General features: G+C 57.4%; 15 protein-coding genes. 6 read left to right on the top strand and 9 right to left on the bottom strand.

The annotated features are described in order from the left end of the window. Positions 1-57 precede the first annotated feature (57 nt). The 6 genes from sucD to BQ8290_RS03605 form a co-directional block, all read right to left on the bottom strand. On the bottom strand, positions 58-948 hold the full coding sequence (gene sucD, locus BQ8290_RS03635) for a succinate--CoA ligase subunit alpha (RefSeq protein ID WP_108787705.1): 891 nt from the start codon (positions 946-948) through the stop codon (positions 58-60). A 3-nt stretch (positions 949-951) separates the two neighbouring features. Continuing rightward, positions 952-1353: a hypothetical protein gene (locus BQ8290_RS03630; RefSeq protein WP_337660975.1), complete on the bottom strand. Its 402-nt coding sequence runs from the start codon at positions 1351-1353 to the stop codon at positions 952-954. Positions 1354-1429: 76 nt separating this feature from the next. Next, positions 1430-2392 (bottom strand): malate dehydrogenase, encoded by a 963-nt coding sequence (gene mdh / locus BQ8290_RS03625; RefSeq protein WP_108787701.1) that lies wholly within the window; start codon positions 2390-2392, stop codon positions 1430-1432. Between the two features lie 342 nt (positions 2393-2734). Then, complete coding sequence (locus tag BQ8290_RS03620) at positions 2735-4609, bottom strand: putative bifunctional diguanylate cyclase/phosphodiesterase (protein ID WP_337660974.1); 1875 nt, start codon at positions 4607-4609, stop codon at positions 2735-2737. A 352-nt stretch (positions 4610-4961) separates the two neighbouring features. Beyond that, positions 4962-5333: a hypothetical protein gene (locus tag BQ8290_RS03610; RefSeq protein ID WP_337660973.1), complete on the bottom strand. Its 372-nt coding sequence runs from the start codon at positions 5331-5333 to the stop codon at positions 4962-4964. 231 nt (positions 5334-5564) lie between these two features. Beyond that, positions 5565-6938, bottom strand: coding sequence for a cell wall hydrolase (locus tag BQ8290_RS03605; protein ID WP_337660972.1), 1374 nt, complete (start codon positions 6936-6938; stop codon positions 5565-5567). A gap of 175 nt (positions 6939-7113) precedes the next feature. Between BQ8290_RS03605 and BQ8290_RS03600 the strand changes: the two genes are divergently transcribed. From BQ8290_RS03600 to uvrA, 5 genes are all read left to right on the top strand, one after another. Continuing rightward, positions 7114-8031 carry an ABC transporter substrate-binding protein gene (locus tag BQ8290_RS03600; RefSeq protein WP_108787697.1) on the top strand — a complete coding sequence of 306 codons (918 nt, stop codon included), beginning with the start codon at positions 7114-7116 and terminating at the stop codon, positions 8029-8031. Then, positions 8018-9022: an iron chelate uptake ABC transporter family permease subunit gene (locus tag BQ8290_RS03595; RefSeq protein WP_108787695.1), complete on the top strand. Its 1005-nt coding sequence runs from the start codon at positions 8018-8020 to the stop codon at positions 9020-9022. The genes BQ8290_RS03600 and BQ8290_RS03595 overlap by 14 nt, the downstream gene beginning before the upstream one ends. Then, complete coding sequence (locus BQ8290_RS03590; protein WP_108791852.1) at positions 9022-9789, top strand: ATP-binding cassette domain-containing protein; 768 nt, start codon at positions 9022-9024, stop codon at positions 9787-9789. Before BQ8290_RS03595 ends, BQ8290_RS03590 begins: the two co-directional genes overlap by 1 nt. 295 nt (positions 9790-10084) lie before the next feature. Next, positions 10085-11074, top strand: coding sequence for a hypothetical protein (locus BQ8290_RS03580; RefSeq protein WP_108787691.1), 990 nt, complete (start codon positions 10085-10087; stop codon positions 11072-11074). Positions 11075-11288: 214 nt separating this feature from the next. Further along, positions 11289-14189 carry an excinuclease ABC subunit UvrA gene (gene uvrA, locus BQ8290_RS03575; protein WP_108787689.1) on the top strand — a complete coding sequence of 967 codons (2901 nt, stop codon included), beginning with the start codon at positions 11289-11291 and terminating at the stop codon, positions 14187-14189. 20 nt (positions 14190-14209) lie between these two features. On the opposite strand, the gene BQ8290_RS03570 is transcribed toward uvrA, so the two are convergent. Then, a complete protein-coding gene (locus tag BQ8290_RS03570; RefSeq protein WP_337660971.1) occupies positions 14210-16060 on the bottom strand; it encodes an NACHT domain-containing protein in 1851 nt (616 codons plus the stop codon). Positions 16061-16202: 142 nt separating this feature from the next. Here BQ8290_RS03570 and BQ8290_RS03565 point away from each other — a divergent pair, with 142 nt between their 5' ends. Next, positions 16203-16421: a hypothetical protein gene (locus tag BQ8290_RS03565; protein WP_108787685.1), complete on the top strand. Its 219-nt coding sequence runs from the start codon at positions 16203-16205 to the stop codon at positions 16419-16421. A gap of 1278 nt (positions 16422-17699) precedes the next feature. Here BQ8290_RS03565 and BQ8290_RS03555 read toward each other — a convergent pair. Then, entirely contained in the window at positions 17700-18308 is a 609-nt protein-coding gene (locus BQ8290_RS03555; RefSeq protein WP_108787681.1) for a septal ring lytic transglycosylase RlpA family protein, read from the bottom strand. Between the two features lie 956 nt (positions 18309-19264). Next, positions 19265-20488, bottom strand: a complete 1224-nt coding sequence (locus BQ8290_RS03545; RefSeq protein WP_108787677.1) for an argininosuccinate synthase — start codon at positions 20486-20488, stop codon at positions 19265-19267. Between the last annotated feature and the right edge of the window lies 1 nt (position 20489).

Below are 20489 nucleotides of genomic sequence, written 5' to 3'. Positions count from 1 at the left end.
AGTGGGTTCCGTCGGGGGAGGAGAAGGGCGCCCCGCACAATGCGGAGCGCCCAAATATCAGGCCATTTCCTTCAGCATCGCATCAAGCGTGGTGCCAAGTTCGGATGGCGATGGGGAAACGCGGATGCCCGCATCTTCCATTGCAGCGATTTTGTCGTCCGCGCCGCCTTTGCCGCCCGAAACAATCGCACCGGCATGGCCCATGCGGCGACCCGGAGGCGCCGTACGGCCCGCGATAAAGCCAACGGTGGGCTTGCTGCGGCCCTTGGCGGCTTCTTGTTTCAGGAATTCGGCGGCTTCTTCTTCTGCCGATCCGCCGATTTCGCCGATCATAATCATCGAAGTGGTTTCAGGATCGTCAAGGAACAGGTCGAGGACGTCGATGAAGTTGGTGCCGTTCACCGGATCGCCGCCAATGCCAACCGCTGTGGTCTGGCCAAGGCCAACGGCGGTGGTTTGATGGACGGCTTCGTATGTGAGCGTGCCGGAGCGTGAAACAACGCCAACGCTGCCCTTTTTAAAGATGGAGCCCGGCATAATGCCGATCTTGCATTCTTCTGGGGTCAAAACGCCGGGGCAGTTCGGCCCGATCAGGCGCGACTTGCTGCCCGTCAAAGCGGCTTTGGCGCGAACCATGTCGAGCACGGGAATGCCTTCGGTGATGCAAATGATAAGTTCCACCTCGGCATCAATAGCCTCGCAAATCGCATCAGCAGCAAAAGGAGGCGGTACGTAGATGCACGATGCGGTCGCGCCGGTCGCCGCTTTCGCTTCGCGTACGGTGTTGAATTGCGGCACGCCAACGTGGGTGGACCCGCCTTTGCCCGGCGTAACGCCAGCCACCATTTGCGAACCATACGCGATGGCTTGCTCTGTGTGGAAAGTGCCGGTGTTGCCGGTCATCCCTTGCGTGATGACTTTGGTGTCTTTGTTAATCAGGATGGACATTAATCAGTCTCCATTTTTGGTGCCGACGGCCAAGCGTACGCTTGGTTCGTCGCGTGAACCGGTTTGGGCAATTTGGACAACATGCCCTTGTGCAAAGAAGGTAATTGCACCGTTCTCGTCGGGGTCTGGCAGATCGCTACCAAACGCCTGTTTAAACTGGTCAAAAACTTCTGAATTCTCGACGCGAGCCATAACAATGCAGAAACCATCTCCCTCGGTCGCGCTGAGCAAAATGATCGGTGCGCGTTCGCCGTGACCAAAGATAATCGGCGCGCCTTCCACATCTCTTCCATCATCGGTAGTCATGCGGGCGAGAGCCCAACCCAACGATCCCAATGCTGCTGTATCAATGGACCCATTTTCGGTTGCCGCGAAACAATCGTTGTAGGTTTCAAAGATCTGCATGAGCGGTGCTTCACGCAATTGGGCCTGCGCTGGCGATGCGAGCACCGCCAACGCTGACCCAAGTATGGTAAGTCGCTTAAGCAAGCGAGCTATCCAGCCCCTTACACGCATCCAGCAGTTCCTTAACCGCATCGACGCTGACTGTGAGGTTGGCGCGCTCTTCGTCGCTCAGTTCGATTTCCACGACGTCTTCGGTGCCGCCTGCGCCGATGACTGTTGGGACGCCGACATACAGACCGTCGAGGCCGTATTTGCCTTCAACGAACGACGCGCTTGGCAGGATGCGTTTCTGGTCGCCAAGATAGGCTTCGGCCATACTGATCGCGCTGGTTGCTGGCGCGTAATAGGCCGAACCATTGCCGAGCAGCTTCACAATCTCGCCGCCGCCAGCGCGAGTGCGCGCAACAATCGCGTCGAGGCGATCTTCAGAGATGCCTTTGATCTTCGCCATATCCTTTACCGGGATGCCGTTGATCGTGGAGTAGGACAAGACCGGGACCATCGTGTCGCCATGGCCGCCCAGAACGAATGCGTTGACGTCTTTGACGCTGCAATCGAATTCCCATGCAAGGAAGGTTGCGAAACGCGCGCTATCCAAAACGCCCGCCATGCCGACGACTTTGTTGTGCGGAAGGCCCGAAAATTCGCGCAAGGCCCAAACCATCGCGTCGAGCGGGTTGGTGATGCAGATCACAAAAGCGTCGGGGGCGTTGTTCTTAATGCCTTCGCCAACGGCCTTCATAACTTTCAAGTTGATGCCGAGCAGATCGTCGCGGCTCATTCCCGGCTTGCGGGGGACGCCTGCGGTCACGATGATGACGTCGCTGCCGGCGATGTCGGCGTAATCGTTTGATCCGGTGACTTTCGCGTCGAACCCTTCGATCGGGCCGCATTGCGACAGGTCGAGCGCTTTACCCTGAGGCATGCCTTCGGCGATGTCGAACAGGACGATGTCGCCCATTTCTTTCTTAGCGGCGAGGTGGGCGAGCGTGCCGCCAATCATGCCGGAACCGATAAGCGAGATTTTCTTGCGGGCCATGAGGGTAAATTTCCTTCCCAGAAACTGTTGGGATGAGGATGCAGAATAAACCGCTGCCCAGCGCTCATCCCAATTGGGCCGGGTCAGTGCATGTGGGATCGGGGATTAGGCCGCGTATCGGGGGAATGCAACCGGGAAACCCCTTGATTAGCCAACTATCTTTGCAAATAGTTTGCAAGAGCAATAAGGGTAAGTGGCTTCACGCAAGACCGCGTAAACCGACCACGGGTGAGCGGGTTAAGAATTTCGATTTGCGCATGGCAAGGCGAAGCCTGACCAACGGGCAGGCTAAGTGCGAGAGCCGAAGGGGCTCGTCTGCTGCGATGTGTAAGGTGGGGTGCTTTAGCCGGTGGCTTGGCGAGACTCTTGATCGCGTTCTTGCGTCAAAAGCATCGCGGCGAGGTAATCGGGGACGGCGCGACTGAAATAGTACCCTTGGCCAAGGTTGCAGCCGGCGTCTTTCACAGATTGAACTTGCTCGATTGTCTCAAGCCCTTCGGCGACAATATCCATGCCCAATGTGGTGCCCATTTCGGCAACAGCGCGAATGATCGCTTCGCTCTTTTTGCCGACCTGTTCGCCAGAGACGAAGCTGCGATCGACCTTAATTTTCGAGAACGGGAATTTGTTGATGTATCCCAGCGAGGAATAGCCTGTTCCAAAATCGTCCAGCGCAAAGCGGACGCCGATTTCGGACAGTTCTTCGATAAAGGCGGCGGTCGCGTGGTTGTCTTCGATAAAGAGGCTTTCGGTGACCTCCAATTCCAAACGGCGCGGGTCCAAACCGGCTTCGCGCAGGGCGTTTTTGATGCCCAATGCCGCGCCCGGTGCGCGAATTTGCAGCGGTGATAGGTTGACCGCAATGGTCACATCTTCGGGCCAGCTGGCCGCGATCCGCGCGGCTTGCGCGGTGATCCAATTGCCCAAAGTAACAATAACACCGGTCTCTTCTGCGACGGGGATGAATTCATCCGGCCGCAATTCGCCCTTTTCAGGGTGGAACCAACGCACCAAGGCTTCGAATGTCTTGATCCGGCCGGTTTCCAAATTGACGATCGGCTGGAAGAAAATGGACAATTCGTCGCGCTGCAATGCGGCGCGCAATTCGTCTTCGATTTCGCGACGGCGAACCAAATCGCGGCTCATCGAACCGTCATAGAAACATGTTTGCGCGCGCCCGCCAACCTTCGCATGGTATAAAGCGAGGTCGGCGCTTTGCATCAATGTGTCCGCGTCGGTGCCGTTTTCGGGCAGCAAAGCTACACCCAAAGATGCGCGCACTTCCAAACGTTCGCCATCGATGCGGAAGGGACGCATGATCTCGGCGTGAATTTCACTGGCGAGGCGTTCTGAATCTTTGCGATCCACGATGGGGCAAAAGACGATGAATTCATCGCCGCCAAATCGGGCCACAGTTCCGCCGTCGGGGGAAACAGCGGAAAGGCGTTTGGCCACTTCGCTAAGAACGCGGTCGCCGACCGGATGGCCGAGCAGGTCGTTCACCTCTTTAAACCGATCCAGATCGATCCAGATCAACGCCAAGTGACTGTCATCGTCCACGCCCATCATGGTTTCGACCATAGCGTGGTTCAAACCAGCGCGATTGGCGAGGCCTGTGACAACGTCGGTCCGCGCTAGCACCTGCATCTTTTCAGCCAGTTTCTTACTGGTTTCGGCCGATGCGATGGAATCACGCAAAACTTTGAAAATGTTGCCCGCGATCGAAATCATCGCCGGGATCAGCAAAAGGATGGTGACGCCCAAAGCGATAAAGCCCGGCTTCCCGGTCCAGAATGCGGCCAAGGCTATCGGCAAACAGGTGAACGTCAATTGTCCGATTGCGATGGTCAGACGTCCGGCGTTGCGCGCCGACACACCGATGCCGTAGCCCACGGCATTGGCGACCATCAAAACTTCGACTTCGGTGTTGGTGTTGACGATAATCGTGAAGGCGGCGGTGCAACCCAACGCCAAGGCGTAACTGAACGCGCCGATTTCGTAGACAAGTTCGAGCGATGCGGTGCTGCTGCTCTCGGAATCGGGCGACATGCCCAACGCCGCAGTCACGCGCGCCGCCGCGATCAATCCCAACACAAAGGCTGCGACGTAGAGTTCGGGGAGGTCGGCGATCCATGCCGACACGACCGCCGCGGCCACAGTGGCTAGCGCGCCAATCGCAAGGCTGGAAGGTTGTGCATAGAGCGTGCTGACAAGCATACGCCGTACGCGCTCGGACAACTGGTCCGAACGGGCATGCGGCGCGTTTTTCTGTCCCTGATCAGAGAACTTTAGCGCAGTTAAGAAAGACAACACTCCCATACGAGGGTTGCACTAGCGCAAAGTGGTCAAGCTGAGGTTAACGGCAAAGTCACTGCGTGGACGGGGGAGAACTGATGCGGTCGCTGGTGCTCAAAACAACCATCATTGCCCGATGCCAGATCGCAAAAACTGCAACCCAAGTATTTACCCGTATCAAAGGGCGACGAGGTTTGGGGGATTTGGTCCGCAAATTGGGACCGGGCCAGCGTTGCGCGATCGGCCAAACGCGATCGGAGACGTACGGTTTGCCTTAAGGACGCGCGATCCCTGGATCGGTCGCGCCAGTTGCCTCGGTTTCCTGCGCAAGCCGGCGGTCCAATGCCCGCGTGATGCCCAACCACCAATCATAGGCGGCTCTATCATCGTTGAAGAACGCGCGCTCGGCTTGGTTGCGAGCTTCGCGCGCGGCTCCAAGGCCGTGCTGAGCAAAATGCCGCAAGGCCGCGCGCAACACGCGATCATCCGCGCTGTCACCGATGGCAACATCGCTATTGTCGTTGGCGACGTTTTGTATCGCGCGTCCCGTCATCGCCTTTGCAATCCGCGCGGCGGCGGGCGTGCGACCTTGGATAAGCGTGGGATGCTTGGCCGGATCAACAGCGGGGGCAAAGCGAAGCGGCATAAATTCTTTCAATCCGTCAGTCTGCGATAAGCCCTCGCGCAAAAAGCGGGGCGTTTCGGCGTTGCAATGGTGCGCGCCTGACCAAGGGGGTGGATGGGCGCGTCACTCGACTGCGAAAGACTTACGGGCAATCCCGCTAAGGCTTGGTGTTCAGCTAAGGTGTAGAAGCCGTTAACCGTTTGGCTCGTCTGCGAGCTCAACCGAAGGATTGCGGCAATCCAACGCCCGCGATCAGGGGGTGGGCTCATCGCTTTGCGGCGGGGGCGAGGCGTCGGCATCGTCCGGCGAAGTGCCGTTTGCGTTGCCGCCCGCATTTTCAACCGCCAGCGCGCGTTCTTCGGCTTGCAATGCTTCGCGCGCCGCGTCGCTTTTCCATTGACCGGCGCGAGCATAATCTTCGCGCACTTGACCAACCCCGGAAAGGGCGGGGTCCGCTAGGATCGGTTCGGGCGCGTTTGACGATACGGCACCATCGGCAGGGCCGCTGCCATATTGGGTGGATGGGTTGGTGGATGAAACAGAACCGCTGCTGCCGGTGTTGGCACCCGGCAAGTCGGGCAATCCGATGCGGGTCCCAGCGCCGGTTGAAACGGGCATCATGCGCCCGGATACGCCCGGTTCGAACCCGGCATAGCGCCCCGCAAAGGCGGACGCCTCGCCGGCCGCGCCGCGATTGCGATAGAATCGGTGCGCGCCGATTGTACCGACATGGTCGAGACTGCTCGCCCAGTACGGGTTTACCCATAGCGTGTGGTAATGCGTGGCGTGGCCAATCGGTTCGTATACGCTGCCGGACAACGCTTCGCCCGCGATCCGTTGCGCGCTGGCCCATGCTGAACCGGTCGCGCGTCGGGCAAGGCTGCCGTCGCACGTGAAAGAGAATTGGCACCCTGTGCTGCGTTGAGACCCTTCGTAGACAACGCCGCAGACGCTGCCGGGCCAACTGCGATGGGCGACCCGGTTAAGGACAACCTGCGCAACGGCGCGTTGGCCCGCTTCGCTTTCGCTGGCGGCTTCGTACCAAATCGCCTGCGCCAAACATTCCGATGCGCGCATGTGGCTGACGCCGCCCGCGCTGAAAAACGGTTGAGCCGAGGGGCCGGCATCGATCAATTCGCCCAGCTCGCGGCCCGCTTCGGCGCCCGGATCGGTGGCGTCCACGGTGGGCAGGGCGACCAATGCTCCCGATGGCGGATCGGCAAGGAAGAAGAACGCGGAGCCGGGAAAGCTCATGCCCGGTTTTTCAAACGGCATGGCGGGATTTTCGGCGAGCTGTTGCGACAGCCGCGCATTGACCAATTCCGCCTCTGTTGGCGCAGCACCGGGTAGCGCGCCAAAATCACCCGGCGCGGCCATTGCGGGCACGGCAATGGCTGCCAACAAAACCGCGACCCGTTTGCGTATAGGAAGTGTGGGCAGGGTAACATTAGGCAGGGTAATGCGTCGCTTGGCGCCGTTATCCTGTGCGGGGTCATCTTCACCGTTGGTGCGCGGTGATGGATTGGCGCGATCCACAAGCGCATCTTCGCCGCTTCTATCGGGAAGGGCGATGACGGCTGGCGTCTTGTTTGGCGTATGGCCGAATAGGGATCGAAGCGTTTTCATGGCGCGCTAACGCGCGTAGCGAAGGCCCGCATGGCGCGCACCCATGCCAAGACCCACCGTCCCGATTCCAGACACCGCTGGTCAAATCGTTAACGCGGCCCTTGATCCACGCGCTTGATGACGGCCATCGGACGCTTGCCGATGGCCGCGTGCGGGCCTATCGGCTGAGCGGAGTATGGGTCGACACGCGAACATTCTTGGATTGAAGGTCGCCGGTTTGGTTTTTGCCGCCGGTCTGACATCGTGCGGCGGATCGGGGTCACCCACGGGCCATGATCCATCACCGGTCCTGCCCACCTCCGCTGCGTCGGTGGGCGAAACACCGACCATCCTTAGCCTCAATCCATGCCTTGATGCGATCCTCGTGGAAGTGGCCGCGCCGGGGCAAATCCTCGCTCTGTCGCATTTCAGTTTTGACGAAGGGTCCAGTTCGATCGATTCCATGGTCGCTGCCGCTTTCGCTTACACTGGCGGAACCGCGGAAGAGATCATCGCGTTGCAACCCGACATTGTCTTTGCCAGCACCTTTATCGCGCCCAACACTCGGGCGGCATTGGAACGGGCCGGTCTTAGGGTCGAAACATTCGTCAGCCCAACCTCCATCGATGAAAGCATGGCTCAAATCCGCGATGTTGCCGCAATGGCGCAAAGGGTGGATGAGGGCACCGACCTGATCGAGCGGATAGAGGCCACCCTGCCAACCCCGCAATCGCCGCCGGGCAATGATGGATTGCGCGCCTTGTTGTGGCAGCCGGGGCAAATCGTTGCAGGCGAGGCATCGTTGGTTTGGGACATTTTCGACCGGTTCGGATGGCGCAATCACAGCGCCGCAATGGGATTGAATCAGGCCGATCACGTTTCGCTTGAAATGGTGATGTCCGATCCGCCCGACCTGTTGTTGGTTGCGGGTGATCAAGCCGGGCAGCTTCACCCTGTCTTAAACGGATTGGACGCGACCCAAGTCGCGCGGTTTGAACCCAATCTGTTTTATTGCGGCGGGCCCAGCATCGCCAATGCGGTCGCGCGGTTGGATGAGATTGAACGCGACATGGACTTGAACGTTTCGGGGGGACTAGCTCATGACGCGCGCTAGCCTCGTCTTTGCCGTTTTGCTGTGTGTGCTTTTGCCGCTGTCCTTGTTAGCGGGGCGGGTGTGGATTGATCCGTTCGATGTTGCCGGATCCGGGGCCAATGCGGCGTTGATTGTGATGGAGCTGCGCGCGCCTCGGGCCGTTCTTGCAGTGGTGGTGGGCGCTGGCTTGGGCGCCGCTGGGGCCGCGATGCAGGGATATTTGCGCAATCCATTGGCCGATCCGGGACTTTTCGGGATCGCGCCGATGGCCGCATTGGGCGCGGTTGCGAGCTTTTGGTTTGGGGCGCTTTTGCCGCCAATGTTGGCGGGGTGGAGCCTGCCTGCCTTTGCCTTGATCGGTGCAGGATTGGCGATGATACTGCTCGCAATGATCGCAGGCCGCACGGCGTCCGATGCAGGTCGCGGGGCGGGCGGCGGCATTGCTTTGTTCACATTGGCAGGCTTGATGATCGCCAGCTTTGCAGGGGCGCTCACTGCATTGGCTATAACGATGGCGCCCAACGCGTTTGCGCTGAGCCAGATCGTCATGTGGCTCAACGGCGCGCTGACCGATCGTTCGTGGAGCGATGTTTGGATTGCGGCCCCTTTGACGGTGGTCGGGATCGGTTTCCTGATTGCCGCCGCGCGCAGCCTAGATGCGCTGACATTGGGAGAGGACGCGGCCCGATCCATGGGGATGGACCCGCGCCGATTGCTGTTCGTTTTGGTTGTGGGTGTCGGATTGACCGTGGGGGCCGGGGTCGCGGTGGCGGGGATTATCGGCTTTGTCGGATTGATCGTGCCGCATTTGGTGCGCCCATTGACCAACCGCATGCCGTCATCGTTGATCGTGCCCAGCGCCATTGCCGGTGCGGTGCTGGTATTGGCCGCGGACAGCGCGGTTCGGATATTACCGTTCGTAACAGAGTTGCGGTTGGGCATTGCGCTGTCACTGATCGGCGCGCCGTTCTTTTTGTGGTTGTTGATCCGGATGCGGCGGGGGTTGGTGTGATGCTGCGCGTGGATGACCTTTCAATAAACCGTGGCGGCGCGACGGTGTTACAAGACATCAACGCCGCTCTTTCGCCGGGACAAATCACCGCCATCGTCGGCCCCAACGGAGCGGGCAAATCCAGCCTTTTGATGGCGCTTGCCGGATTGATTGAACCCCAAGCCGGATCGGTGGTTTTGGACGACGCTCCGGTCGCGGCGCTAAGCCATGATGCGCGTGCAAAGGCGATCGGGTTTCTCCCGCAAGGGGCCGATATTGCTTGGGACGTTTCGGTGGAGGCGTTGGTGGCGTTGGGGCGGATGCCGCATCGCGACGGGCACACCACTTCGGGTCGGGGTGCTGTGAATGCCGCGATTGAGGCGCTGGATCTAAACACTTTGCGGGATCGCCCGGTCGGTCAATTGTCGGGCGGCGAAACCGCGCGTGTTTTGTTGGCCCGGGTGTTGGCGGGACAACCGCAATGGATATTAGCCGATGAACCTTTGGCGGCGCTCGACCTGGCACATCAAATCCATTTGATTGGGTATCTGAGACAATGTGCGGATACAGGCACCGGGGTCGTCATTGTGGTGCATGATTTGGCCATGGCTATGAACCATGCCGATCGTGTGATCGTTTTGGATGCCGGTGCTCTGGCCGCCGATGGGTCGCCCATCGACGCCCTTTCCCCGACCAACATTGATCGGGTTTGGGGCATCAAAACCACGTGGTTGAACCACGAAAACAATCCGGGTCAGCACGCGCTAATCGCCTCGGGGCCCAATTGACGGTGCACGTCAAAAGACAATCCAAGCGCCATTAACATGCCGACCCGGCACGGCGGGTTAGGGTGCGCCGCGGTCTCTTTGATTGGTTGTCTTGTAAAAGCCCAAAGGTGCGACCCGAAGAGCAAGGCACAGAAGACCTGCAAAGAGAACAATACTCTGCGCATTTTCCCGTATCCGCGATACTTCATATTTTCTGTAGCCCCCCAGAAGGCCCAAAAATCCCGGATTTCCGCCATTTATTGATGAATTTCGATTGGGGGTGGTGGTTGAAGCAGTGTCGGTCTAGGAAATTTTAATGGCTGATTTTTCAGATATTTTGAACGATGCGCGATGGTTGCCGCATGGTTTTGATCCCCAAAACCGGGCGGTTACATTCATACGTTTGGACCGCGACCGATTGTCCGCTCCAGCTTTTCTTGCCGATGCCGTTCCGGGCGAAGGAACACAGCCAGTGGCCATTCCCTTGGCTGACATTGCCGCCGCCAACATCCCGCAATCGCCGCTGCACTTTGTATTTCATACCGCGTTTTGCCGTTCGACTTTGATGACTCGCGCGCTGCAATTGCCCGGCACGTGCGCCGCGTTGAGCGAACCGGGTATCCTAGCCAAAATTGGCGGCTCCTCCCCCGATGTCTTGCCGCAGATATTGCGATTGCTCGGCCGGGGTTGGGGTGAGGGAGAGAGTGTTTTCGTCAAACCCACAAACCACGCCAACGCATTGATCCCAGCGATTATGGAGGCGCGACCCGATGCGCGTGCGGTTTTGATGACCAATCCTTTGCCCTCTTTCCTTTCGGCGGTGACGCGCAAGGGGATGATGGGCCGACGATGGGCCCGGCAACTTTATCTAGAAGTGATGGGATATGCGGGCATGGATCTTGGGATGGACGGCGCGGAACAATTCGCGATGACCGACCTGCAATGCGCCGCCCTCGCTTGGTTCCTAAACCAACGATATTGGGATGCGCTGTCCCGCAAATACGGGGATCGCGTGCGGATTTTAGACGGCGATCACTTTGGCGCAGAGCCCGCCAGTGTCCTAAGCGGGTTCGGAGCGTTTGCCGGTGTCGCGATTGATGCGGATCGCGCGCAAGATATAGCCAACGGACCGGTCTTTACCGCCGATGCAAAAACCGGTGAGGATTACGCTGCAAAGGCGGCGCGCGATGCCGCCGCGACGCAAAGCGCCGTGGTGGACGAAGAGATCGCCAAGGTCGGCGAATGGATTGGCATGATCGCCAAACAGGTCGGGATCACGGTGCCGGTGAAATCCACACTGGTCTAAATCGCGATCAAGCCCGCGACACTGAATTTCGCAACGATGCGCGCGAGTGAACGGTGAACCAATCGTCCCTTTGGGCGTTGCAACACCACCCCAACGCCACCCAATCGTGGACACGCGCCTTCGCGCCACTCTGCGCCTCTTGACTTAGACGAACATTACCGGAACAAACCCGCCGCATGTATCCTACACACATTATCAAGCATAGGTTTGCCGTATGCTGACCAAAATCTCCGTTCGTGGTGCCCGTGAGCACAATCTGAAGGGTGTCGATATCGATCTGCCGCGCGATGCGTTGATCGTTGTCACCGGGCTTTCTGGATCGGGCAAATCATCCCTCGCGTTTGATACGATCTATGCGGAGGGTCAGCGGCGCTATGTCGAAAGCCTATCCGCCTATGCGCGTCAGTTTTTGGAGATGATGCAAAAACCGGATGTGGAGCATATTGACGGGCTCTCTCCGGCGATTTCGATTGAGCAGAAGACCACCAGCCGCAATCCGCGATCAACCGTCGCGACGGTGACGGAAATCTACGATTACATGCGGCTTTTGTGGGCGAGGGTGGGCGTACCCTATTCACCCACCACGGGTAAGCCGATCAGCGCGCAAACCGTGTCGCAAATGGTCGATCGGGTTATGGAATTACCTGAAGGCACACGCCTCTATCTGCTCGCGCCGGTCGTGCGGGGGCGAAAGGGCGAATATCGCAAGGAATTGGCCGAGTGGCAAAAGGCCGGCTTTACCCGCGTGCGCATCGATGGCGAGATGTACGGGATTGAGGACGCTCCGGCGCTCGATAAGAAATTCAAACATGACATCGAAGTGGTGGTCGACCGGATCGCAGTGAAAACATCCGATGATGGCAGCATGCAAACGCGGTTGGCGGATTCGTTTGAAACCGCTCTGAAACTATCCGAAGGGCTGGCCTATATCGATTTGGCCGATGGCGTTGTGCCAGGCCGTGAGGATGAGGCGTCGTCGGGCAAAGCGATGAAGGGGGCGGGAATTCCCGCAAACCGGATCGTCTTCTCAGAAAAATTCGCCTGTCCGGTTAGCGGGTTTACGATTGAAGAAATCGAGCCGCGATTGTTCTCCTTTAACTCACCGCAGGGTGCGTGTCCGACTTGCGATGGGATCGGTGAAAAGCAATTGTTCGATGAGCAATTGGTTGTGCCCAACGAGGCGTTGACCTTGAAGCAAGGGGCGATTGCACCCTGGGCCAAATCCAACCCGCCATCGCCTTATTACATGCAAGTTCTGACCAGCCTCGCCAAAGCGTATGATTTCGACATCACGACGCCGTGGCGCGATTTGGAACCGGATCAAAAGCTCATCATCCTGCACGGGACAGGCGGCATGCCGGTGCCTTTGACGTTTAAGGATGGGCGCAAACAATACACCGTGAACAAGGCATTCGAAGGGGTTGTTGGCAATCTCAACCGCCGGATGATGCAAACCGAAAGCGCGTGGATGCAGGAGGAGCTGTCTAAGTTCCAAACCGCGCAACCCTGCGAAACTTGCGGTGGCAAGCGGCTCAATGAGAAATCGCTGGCGGTGAAAGTTGCGGGCACCGATATTGCGGTGCCGGTCACGATGAGCGTTTCGGATGCCAAGGATTGGTTCTTGGCGTTGGATGATAAGCTGACCGATCAACAATCTCAGATTGCCAAGGCGATCTTGAAAGAGATCAATGAACGGCTGGGTTTCCTCGACAATGTAGGTTTGGACTATCTGAACCTAGACCGGACCAGCGGCACGTTGTCCGGGGGCGAAAGTCAGCGGATCCGTCTCGCCAGTCAAATCGGAAGCGGTCTTTCCGGCGTGCTTTATGTCCTCGATGAACCGTCAATCGGCCTGCATCAGCGGGACAATGATCGGTTGCTCGAAACGCTCAAACGGCTGCGCGATTTGGGCAATACGGTGATCGTAGTTGAACACGATGAGGACGCCATCCGTCAGGCGGATCACATCGTCGATCTTGGCCCCGGTGCGGGTGTGCGCGGCGGCGAAGTGGTCGCTCAGGGCACTTTGAAACAGATCATGAAGGCGAAGAAATCGCTCACCGCAGATTATCTGACCGGTCGGCGCGAAATCTCCGTTCCAACGCAGCGTCGCAAGGGCAACGGCCACATGCTGACGGTGAAGGGGGCCAAGGCCAACAACCTCAAAGATGTGAGCGCGTCGATCCCACTGGGTACGTTCACGTGCATCACCGGGGTTTCTGGTTCGGGTAAATCGTCGTTCACTATCGACACTTTGCATGCCGGCGCGGCGCGCGTGTTGAACGGCGCGCGGGTGATTGCGGGCAAACACGACGCGATCGAAGGTTTGGAATTTTGTGACAAGGTCATTCAGATTGACCAATCCCCCATCGGCAGAACCCCGCGATCGAACCCCGCGACATACACAGGCGCCTTCACCAATATTCGCGATTGGTTTGCTGGCCTGCCTGAAAGCCAAGCGCGCGGGTACAAACCGGGACGCTTCTCCTTCAACGTAAAAGGCGGACGGTGCGAACAATGCACCGGCGACGGCCTGATCAAGATCGAAATGCACTTCCTCCCCGATGTCTATGTCACGTGCGAGGAATGCGGCGGCAAACGCTACAACCGCGAAACGCTGGAGGTGAAGTTCAAAGGCCTCTCCATCGCCGACGTTCTCGACATGACGATTGAGGATGCGGAAGGCTTCTTCAAAGCCGTGCCCCCGATCCGGGATAAGATGCGGATGTTGAACGAAGTTGGCCTTGGCTATGTGAAGGTCGGGCAGCAGGCGACGACATTGTCCGGCGGCGAAGCGCAGCGGGTGAAACTGGCCAAGGAGCTGGCCAAACGCAGCACCGGTCAGACGCTGTATATCTTGGATGAGCCGACCACGGGCCTGCACTTTGAAGATGTGCGCAAACTGCTCGAAGTGCTGCACCGTCTGGTGGAACAGGGCAATTCCGTGGTGGTGATCGAGCACAACCTTGATGTGATCAAAACCGCAGACTGGGTGCTGGACCTAGGCCCCGAAGGCGGCGTGCGCGGTGGCGAGATTGTTGCCGAGGGCACGCCAGAGGATGTGGCGAAAGAAGCGCGAAGCTTTACTGGGGGGTATTTGAAGGGGATGTTGTGAGGGGGCATAAAAAGCGAGGGTTAAGTAGAAAACCTCTCGAACCGTTTCGAAATATTCGAAGGTTCCGCATCGTATTCGGCACTCAATCGATCCCTCAATGAATTCAAGTCCTTCCAAAATTCGACGGTGCGTGAATGAAATTCGGTTTCTTGAAACCACTCTGATGCTGTTGGCGAGAATCGCAAGGTAATCATGTTCTGTTTCCTAGCATCGTCAAAGGATTTAGAGTAACTTCCTGTTCCTATGGCTTTGCCTATCGAAAAACTGCGGTATTTGATAGTTGAATCTTCGAACTTAATAATAATATCGAATAGATTCAACTCAGGGTAAACCGCAGAAAGGCTGAATAGGAACCCGGCATTTGAGTTTTTTTGAAATTCTACACCAGCAAAGCTAAGTCCCTTCTCCATCATCTTGATATTTTTGAAGAAATGAGACACGATTTTTCTCGCATCATCAGAATCTCCATTTAACTTCCTCTTTACCGATTTTATTATTCGATCAAGATTGGGGAGAACGAAATGCCTTTCTAGGTCCTTTTTGTCGATTTCGTAGAGAAATTCCACCACATTTTCGCCTTGGCCACGCTTTAGCGCGGCTTCAATCAATTCGGGTAGGTCGTCTCCCCTGTAGTCTCTCAAAAAGACTGCAACAAAATATTCTTGAAAAGAGCGATGACAAAAAACGAATTCGTGGCCTTCTTTGCTTAATAGGCAGGCAGATTCATAAGCATCTTTAGCAATTTTTTCTGCCGGTTCGTCTATTTTTGCCAGCTCGCATGCAGCCCTAAAAAGCGGGACTATTTCTCCCTCTTCAAAATCGAATTTACCGCTGATGTATGTCCCAAAGCAGAAAGTGGCGAAGACGGTTTCAAATTCGTCCATCGGCAGGCCAGCGTGATGATCTCTTCTGTAAATGCCCTTGCTAGTATCATGTCGTTCATAGAGGGCCTCAAAAGCCCTCTTATAAATCGCGCTTCTCTTCGTCGGAATTTCTTTCGACTGATCGTATGTCAATAAAAGAATTGTTACAAGAAGAGGGTTAGATAGAAAAAAGTCATGCTTGTGCCTTTTGTCATCTTCAATTAAATCGACAAGGGCGTTCTTTACTTTTGAATCATAGTCTAATTTTTGGATTATAGAAATGGCCTCCTTCCGACGGAGTGGCCGTGTCTTGTATGGCTCGAATCCAACGATATTGTCGATTTCAGTGAAATCACGTGATGTGAGCAAGATTCCGCATTCCGGAAATGTGAGTCCGAAGGCTTCGATTTTCTTGCAAATGGAAGGTCTATCAACTTTTTTGACCTCGTCGGCTGCGTCCAGAATGAATATGAAAAGGCCTGCCTTGACGGCTTCTAAAAATTGGTTGAAATTTGGCTTAGTTCTTGAAGTTGAAATGTAATCAAATACTAAACGTTCGAATGGCGTAGAATTATCGGATTCACCCAGGTCACGGAGTTCAATAAAGATGGGAATTTGTTGATGGTGGATTATATCCTCTGCCAGCCTCAAGACAGCCCATTTGGTAAACATAGTTTTACCAGCCCCTCCTCTTCCTTTCAGAAGTATTCGGCGTCTTGCTAGAAGGGCAGGAATAATTCTCTTGTCATTTATATCATTATCATTTCTATCTTTGAAAGAAATGCTGACATATTTATCATTAGTCTTTGCAAGTTGATTGCGGTATAAAATGTTTCTTACAGTTTCGCACTTCTTTCGTGATCGATCTATGTTTTCTGAGAAAACATTTGTGTAGGTAGCGACAAATTTATCCCACTTCTTGACCCCCCATTTTTTTATCGCATTGCCGGCTGGTCCGGCAGTCTCTTTGACTGCTGCCGTCGCGAGGGTGGTCTCAAATGGCGTCACTTGGTATTCTCCGATTATTTCGTGCACTTTGACGTAAACTAGGATGAATTCAAAAGCACTAGTATAAGCGAGCTTTATCGTAGCTTTCCTACACACCCAACAATAGCATACGGTTCCGGCTCTTCACACACAGGAGCCACCCATGCCCAAATCCCTCGCTCAGCAGACCGTTCGCCTCGACAATCGGGTGACGCCCGCCTTGCCGAATATGGAAGATCCGGCTTGGGCGCGGTGGCAGGGGCATGTCTTTGTGGGGAATATTGGGACCGGGCCGCAAACCACGGCGCAGCAGGCCGCGCGGCATGCTCGCAATGAGCGGCTGCTTTGCGGCGAGCGGGTGCCGCGTATTTGGGAAACTTGAGAGGGTAAGGGATGGGTTCTTGGTGCGGGAGTCCTTGTTTGCGCATCGCATCCGCGACGCGATTTCCTCGCGCCTAACGGCGCTGCGGGCGGCCGGTCGGCCTTGCGGCGGCTGCGCCGCCGTGCTCCGCCAGCCAGCACTCGGCGTAGTGCTCGGGAAACCCCCACAACGGTAGTGTTAGCATGACGCCGCAGGCGTCACAGCGGGCGACCGGCCGCCGCCGCTTATGCGGCGCAGCCAAGCGGGCCGGATGGCCCGCGCCCGGCGCCTGAGGGCGCAAAACAAAAGACTCTCCGCGCGCCGCGCCACCTCTCCTCATTTTCCTACTCCCCCAAAACCCGATACGGAAACCGCCCCCCAAACGTGCGCACCAGCGCCCGCAAGGCCGAATGGCCGCCCGCAGCGACGCGCCCTTTAGGGCGTGTGAGCGAGGAAATCGCACCCCGGATGGGGTGCGGAACACAAAGGAATCCGCCCCTCATGGTCCCGCACCAAACCCCCACACATTTCATCCCCGCCGCTGAGGCTCTGCCTGCGCTAATCTCCGCGTTGCCCGCCGATGAATTTTACGCGGAGCAATTCCAATTCACGCGCGACCGTCAGGCGGCGTTCCTAAAACGGCTTGCCGATTGTGGGGAGATCCGCGCGGCGGCGCGAGCCAGTGCGGTGTCGCATCAGACAATCTACCGCCTGCGCCGTGCGTGCGCGACCTTTCGCCGGGCGTGCCACGCGGCGTTGGTGATCGCGCGGGAGTTGGCCGAGGATGCTTTGGCCACGCGCGCGATGAACGGGGTGGAGGAGGAGGTGTTTTACCACGGGGAGGTTGTGGCCGTGCGGCGGCGGCATGATTCCCGGTTGTTGTTGGCGCATTTGGCGCGGCTTGATCGGTTGGCGGATCGTGATGATGTTTCGGCCATGGTGGGCGAATTTGACGCTTTAGTCGATGCGATGGAGGCGGGCGACGATGTGGAGGCAGAGGCCGCGATGCTGCGCGCGGATGCAGCGGCAAGGGCGGTGAACGAGGAGGCCGTTGATCAGCGCGAAGAATCGCCTTCTGGAGCGTGTAACATGCGGTCCATGTCTGTTGCGCAAGACTGCGACGAGATGGGCGAGGGGCCCCTGCTCGAAGATCGGCTTTGCGCGATGGAGGAGGCGCGGCCCGACGACGCACCGCCGCCGCGACCTGCGCCCAGCAGCATAGCGGAGATGGATGCGTTGGAGTCCGCGCAATTGGCGGCGTTTGAGGCGGGGGATGCGCGGTGGTGGGCGGTAAACCCGTTAGCGGCCGACCAGCTCCAATTGGACGCGGGCGTGGCCGCTGCTGATCATGCCGATCCGTTCGGCGGCTCCGCGGCTAAGATCGATGGTGCGACCCGCGATGAACGGCCCGCGATCGTTGATGCGCACCGTGACGGAGCGGCCGTTGCGGGGATTGGTGACGCGGACCATGCTGCCAAACGGTAGCGTCTTGTGCGCCGCCGTCATGGCGCGCATGTCAAAGCGCTCTCCATTGGCGGTGAGACGGCCGTGAAAGCGGCGGCCGTAATAGGATGCGACCCCGGTGCCCAGATTGCGGATGACGCCGGCGGGTTCGGGCTTAGGTTCAAGCGGGGCGTCAAACGTGTCGAGATCGACGGCGGTGCTAGGGCTAAGCGGGTCGATGTCGCGGAGTTCGGGTGCGAGGGGTTCGATCACCCCTTCGAAATGGCTGGCAAACGGGAGGTCATCGGCCGGTGATTGAGCCGATAATGCGTAGGGTGCAACCAAGATCGCGGCCGCTGCGGTCGCAGCACTGGCGGCACGACGGCCGATCTGGTGATCAATCCGATCGGTACGGTGTTTGGCCAGGTCTAAGTGGCCTGAAAAGAGACGGCTGATGCTTCCCATTCGGTAAGGGTGTTACACGGAGCCGATGCATGGGTGCAAATCACAGAGGGGATGAACGGCGCACTTCGCGCTCGGGCCGCCGCGAAACGCACCGCAGATGCGGTAAGTCGATGAATGGCTGACACGAATGGGTGTGAAAAGAGGCAACATGCGCCGAATAAAGCAAATGGGGCCAGCATTGCTGCCGACCCCACTCTTACCAGCGCGTGGTCACTGCGGTCTTGCAAGGGGGTGGGCGAACCCGCTCTCTTGCTGTTCCAACAGCGCGCTTGGCGCTCGATGTGTGTGCCGCGTCCAGCTGTGCGTTTGAACTTGCGCTCGTTCGCATGGCCTTGCTTCGCGGTACTCCACCGGCGCTCGCACCGGCATCCGGCCTTGCTTTGTTGCCACGTTCTTCGGTTTGCGTCGAAACGCTCTCTTCAGATCATCGGCTTCTCTGCATTGCCGAGATCATGATCGCATGGTTGGTCAGTCAAACACTCCAGTTCCGCGTCCTAAAACGCTTTCCTACAGCTATCACCATCCCGTATCACAATCACAACGGTTTCGACCCTTCACACTATCCTCAATCAAGTTGGCTTGCATCGGATCGAGACCTTCTGCATGCCGTCTCTAAGACAGCGTGTGGACATCTTCCACCGCATCTAAGAAATTCGGTTTTGCTTTGAAATTCATGGCCTTGCGACCTTCTTTTCAAAGCCTCCGTGTTCCGAAGACAATTTGAATTTGAGCCGGAATTGTTTGTTCGACAAGCGACGGAACGCGGAGTTATCCACTTTCCGCCAAATCGCTTGTGGACGGAAGTGGACAAGTCAACGGTCCATCGCTTTTGGAGGGTTTGGTCGCCAATGGCACCATCAGGATTGCGAACCATCCGACACGAAGGCAATGCCTCGCTTGTCACATGTTTCACGCCTGCGACATTCGCTATCGCAGCGACTCTGAAGGCCCCCGAATCAGCCCCGTTGCCGGTCCCGTTGGGCAAGCAATCGCAAGCGAAGCGCGTTCAATTTGATGAAGCCTTCTGCGTCTTGCTGATCGTAAGCGCCTGCATCGTCTTCGAACGTGACGTGCGCCTCAGAATAAAGCGAGTGTGGGCTCTTGCGTCCCACCACACTGGCGAGGCCCTTATAGAGCTTCAACCGAACCGTACCGGTCACGCGTTCTTGGCTCAGATCAATTGCTGCCTGAAGCATCTCGCGCTCCGGCGAGAACCAAAAGCCGTTGTAGATCAACTCTGCGTATTTCGGCATCAGTTCATCCTTAAGATGCGCTGCTCCGCGATCGAGCGTGATCTGTTCGATCCCGCGATGCGCCACGGCGTAAATCTCACCGCCGGGTGTTTCGTACATTCCACGGCTTTTCATTCCGACAAAGCGGTTTTCCACTAGGTCCAAGCGGCCAATACCGTGGGTTCTGCCCAAATCGTTGAGGGCGGTCAGCAATGTCGCAGGGGACATGTTCTGACCATTTAAGGAAACGCCGTCGCCGCGCTCGAAACCGATTTCGATATATTCGGGTGTGTCGGGAGCGTTCTCCGGATGATCCGTGCGTGAATAGACGTATTCGGGCGTTTCTTCCCATGGATCTTCGAGCACTTTGCCTTCTGATGATGTGTGCAACAGGTTGGCATCGGTGGAGAAAGGCGCTTCGCCGCGTTTGTCTTTGGGGACGGCGATTTGATGGCTTTCTGCCCATGCGATAAGCGCGGTGCGGCTTGTCAAATCCCACTCGCGCCATGGGGCGATAACTTCGATGTTGGGGTCAAGCGCATAGGCGCTGAGCTCAAAGCGGACCTGATCATTGCCTTTGCCGGTTGCGCCGTGGGCGATGTAATCCGCGCCCGTTTCATGTGCGATTTCAACCAGGCGCTTGGAGATCAAAGGCCGCGCAATACTGGTGCCGAGCAGATAGTCGCCTTCGTATCGTGCATTGGCGCGCATCATTGGAAAGACGAAATCGCGCACGAATTCTTCGCGCAAATCTTCGATGAAGATGTGTTCATCGGGAATGCCCATCGCGCGCGCTTTATCGCGAGCCGGTTCAATCTCTTCCCCTTGGCCCAGATCGGCGGTGAAGGTCACAACCTCCAAGCCGCGCTCCGTCGAAAGCCATTTGGCGATCACTGACGTGTCGAGGCCGCCAGAGTAAGCGAGGACGACCTTTTTTGTATCGGACATT

The organism is Erythrobacter sp. Alg231-14 (assembly GCF_900149685.1).
Taxonomy (GTDB): domain Bacteria; phylum Pseudomonadota; class Alphaproteobacteria; order Sphingomonadales; family Sphingomonadaceae; genus Erythrobacter.
The sequence above is the reverse complement of the archived record's forward strand: the minus strand, read 5'-3'. Positions and strand labels throughout refer to the sequence as shown.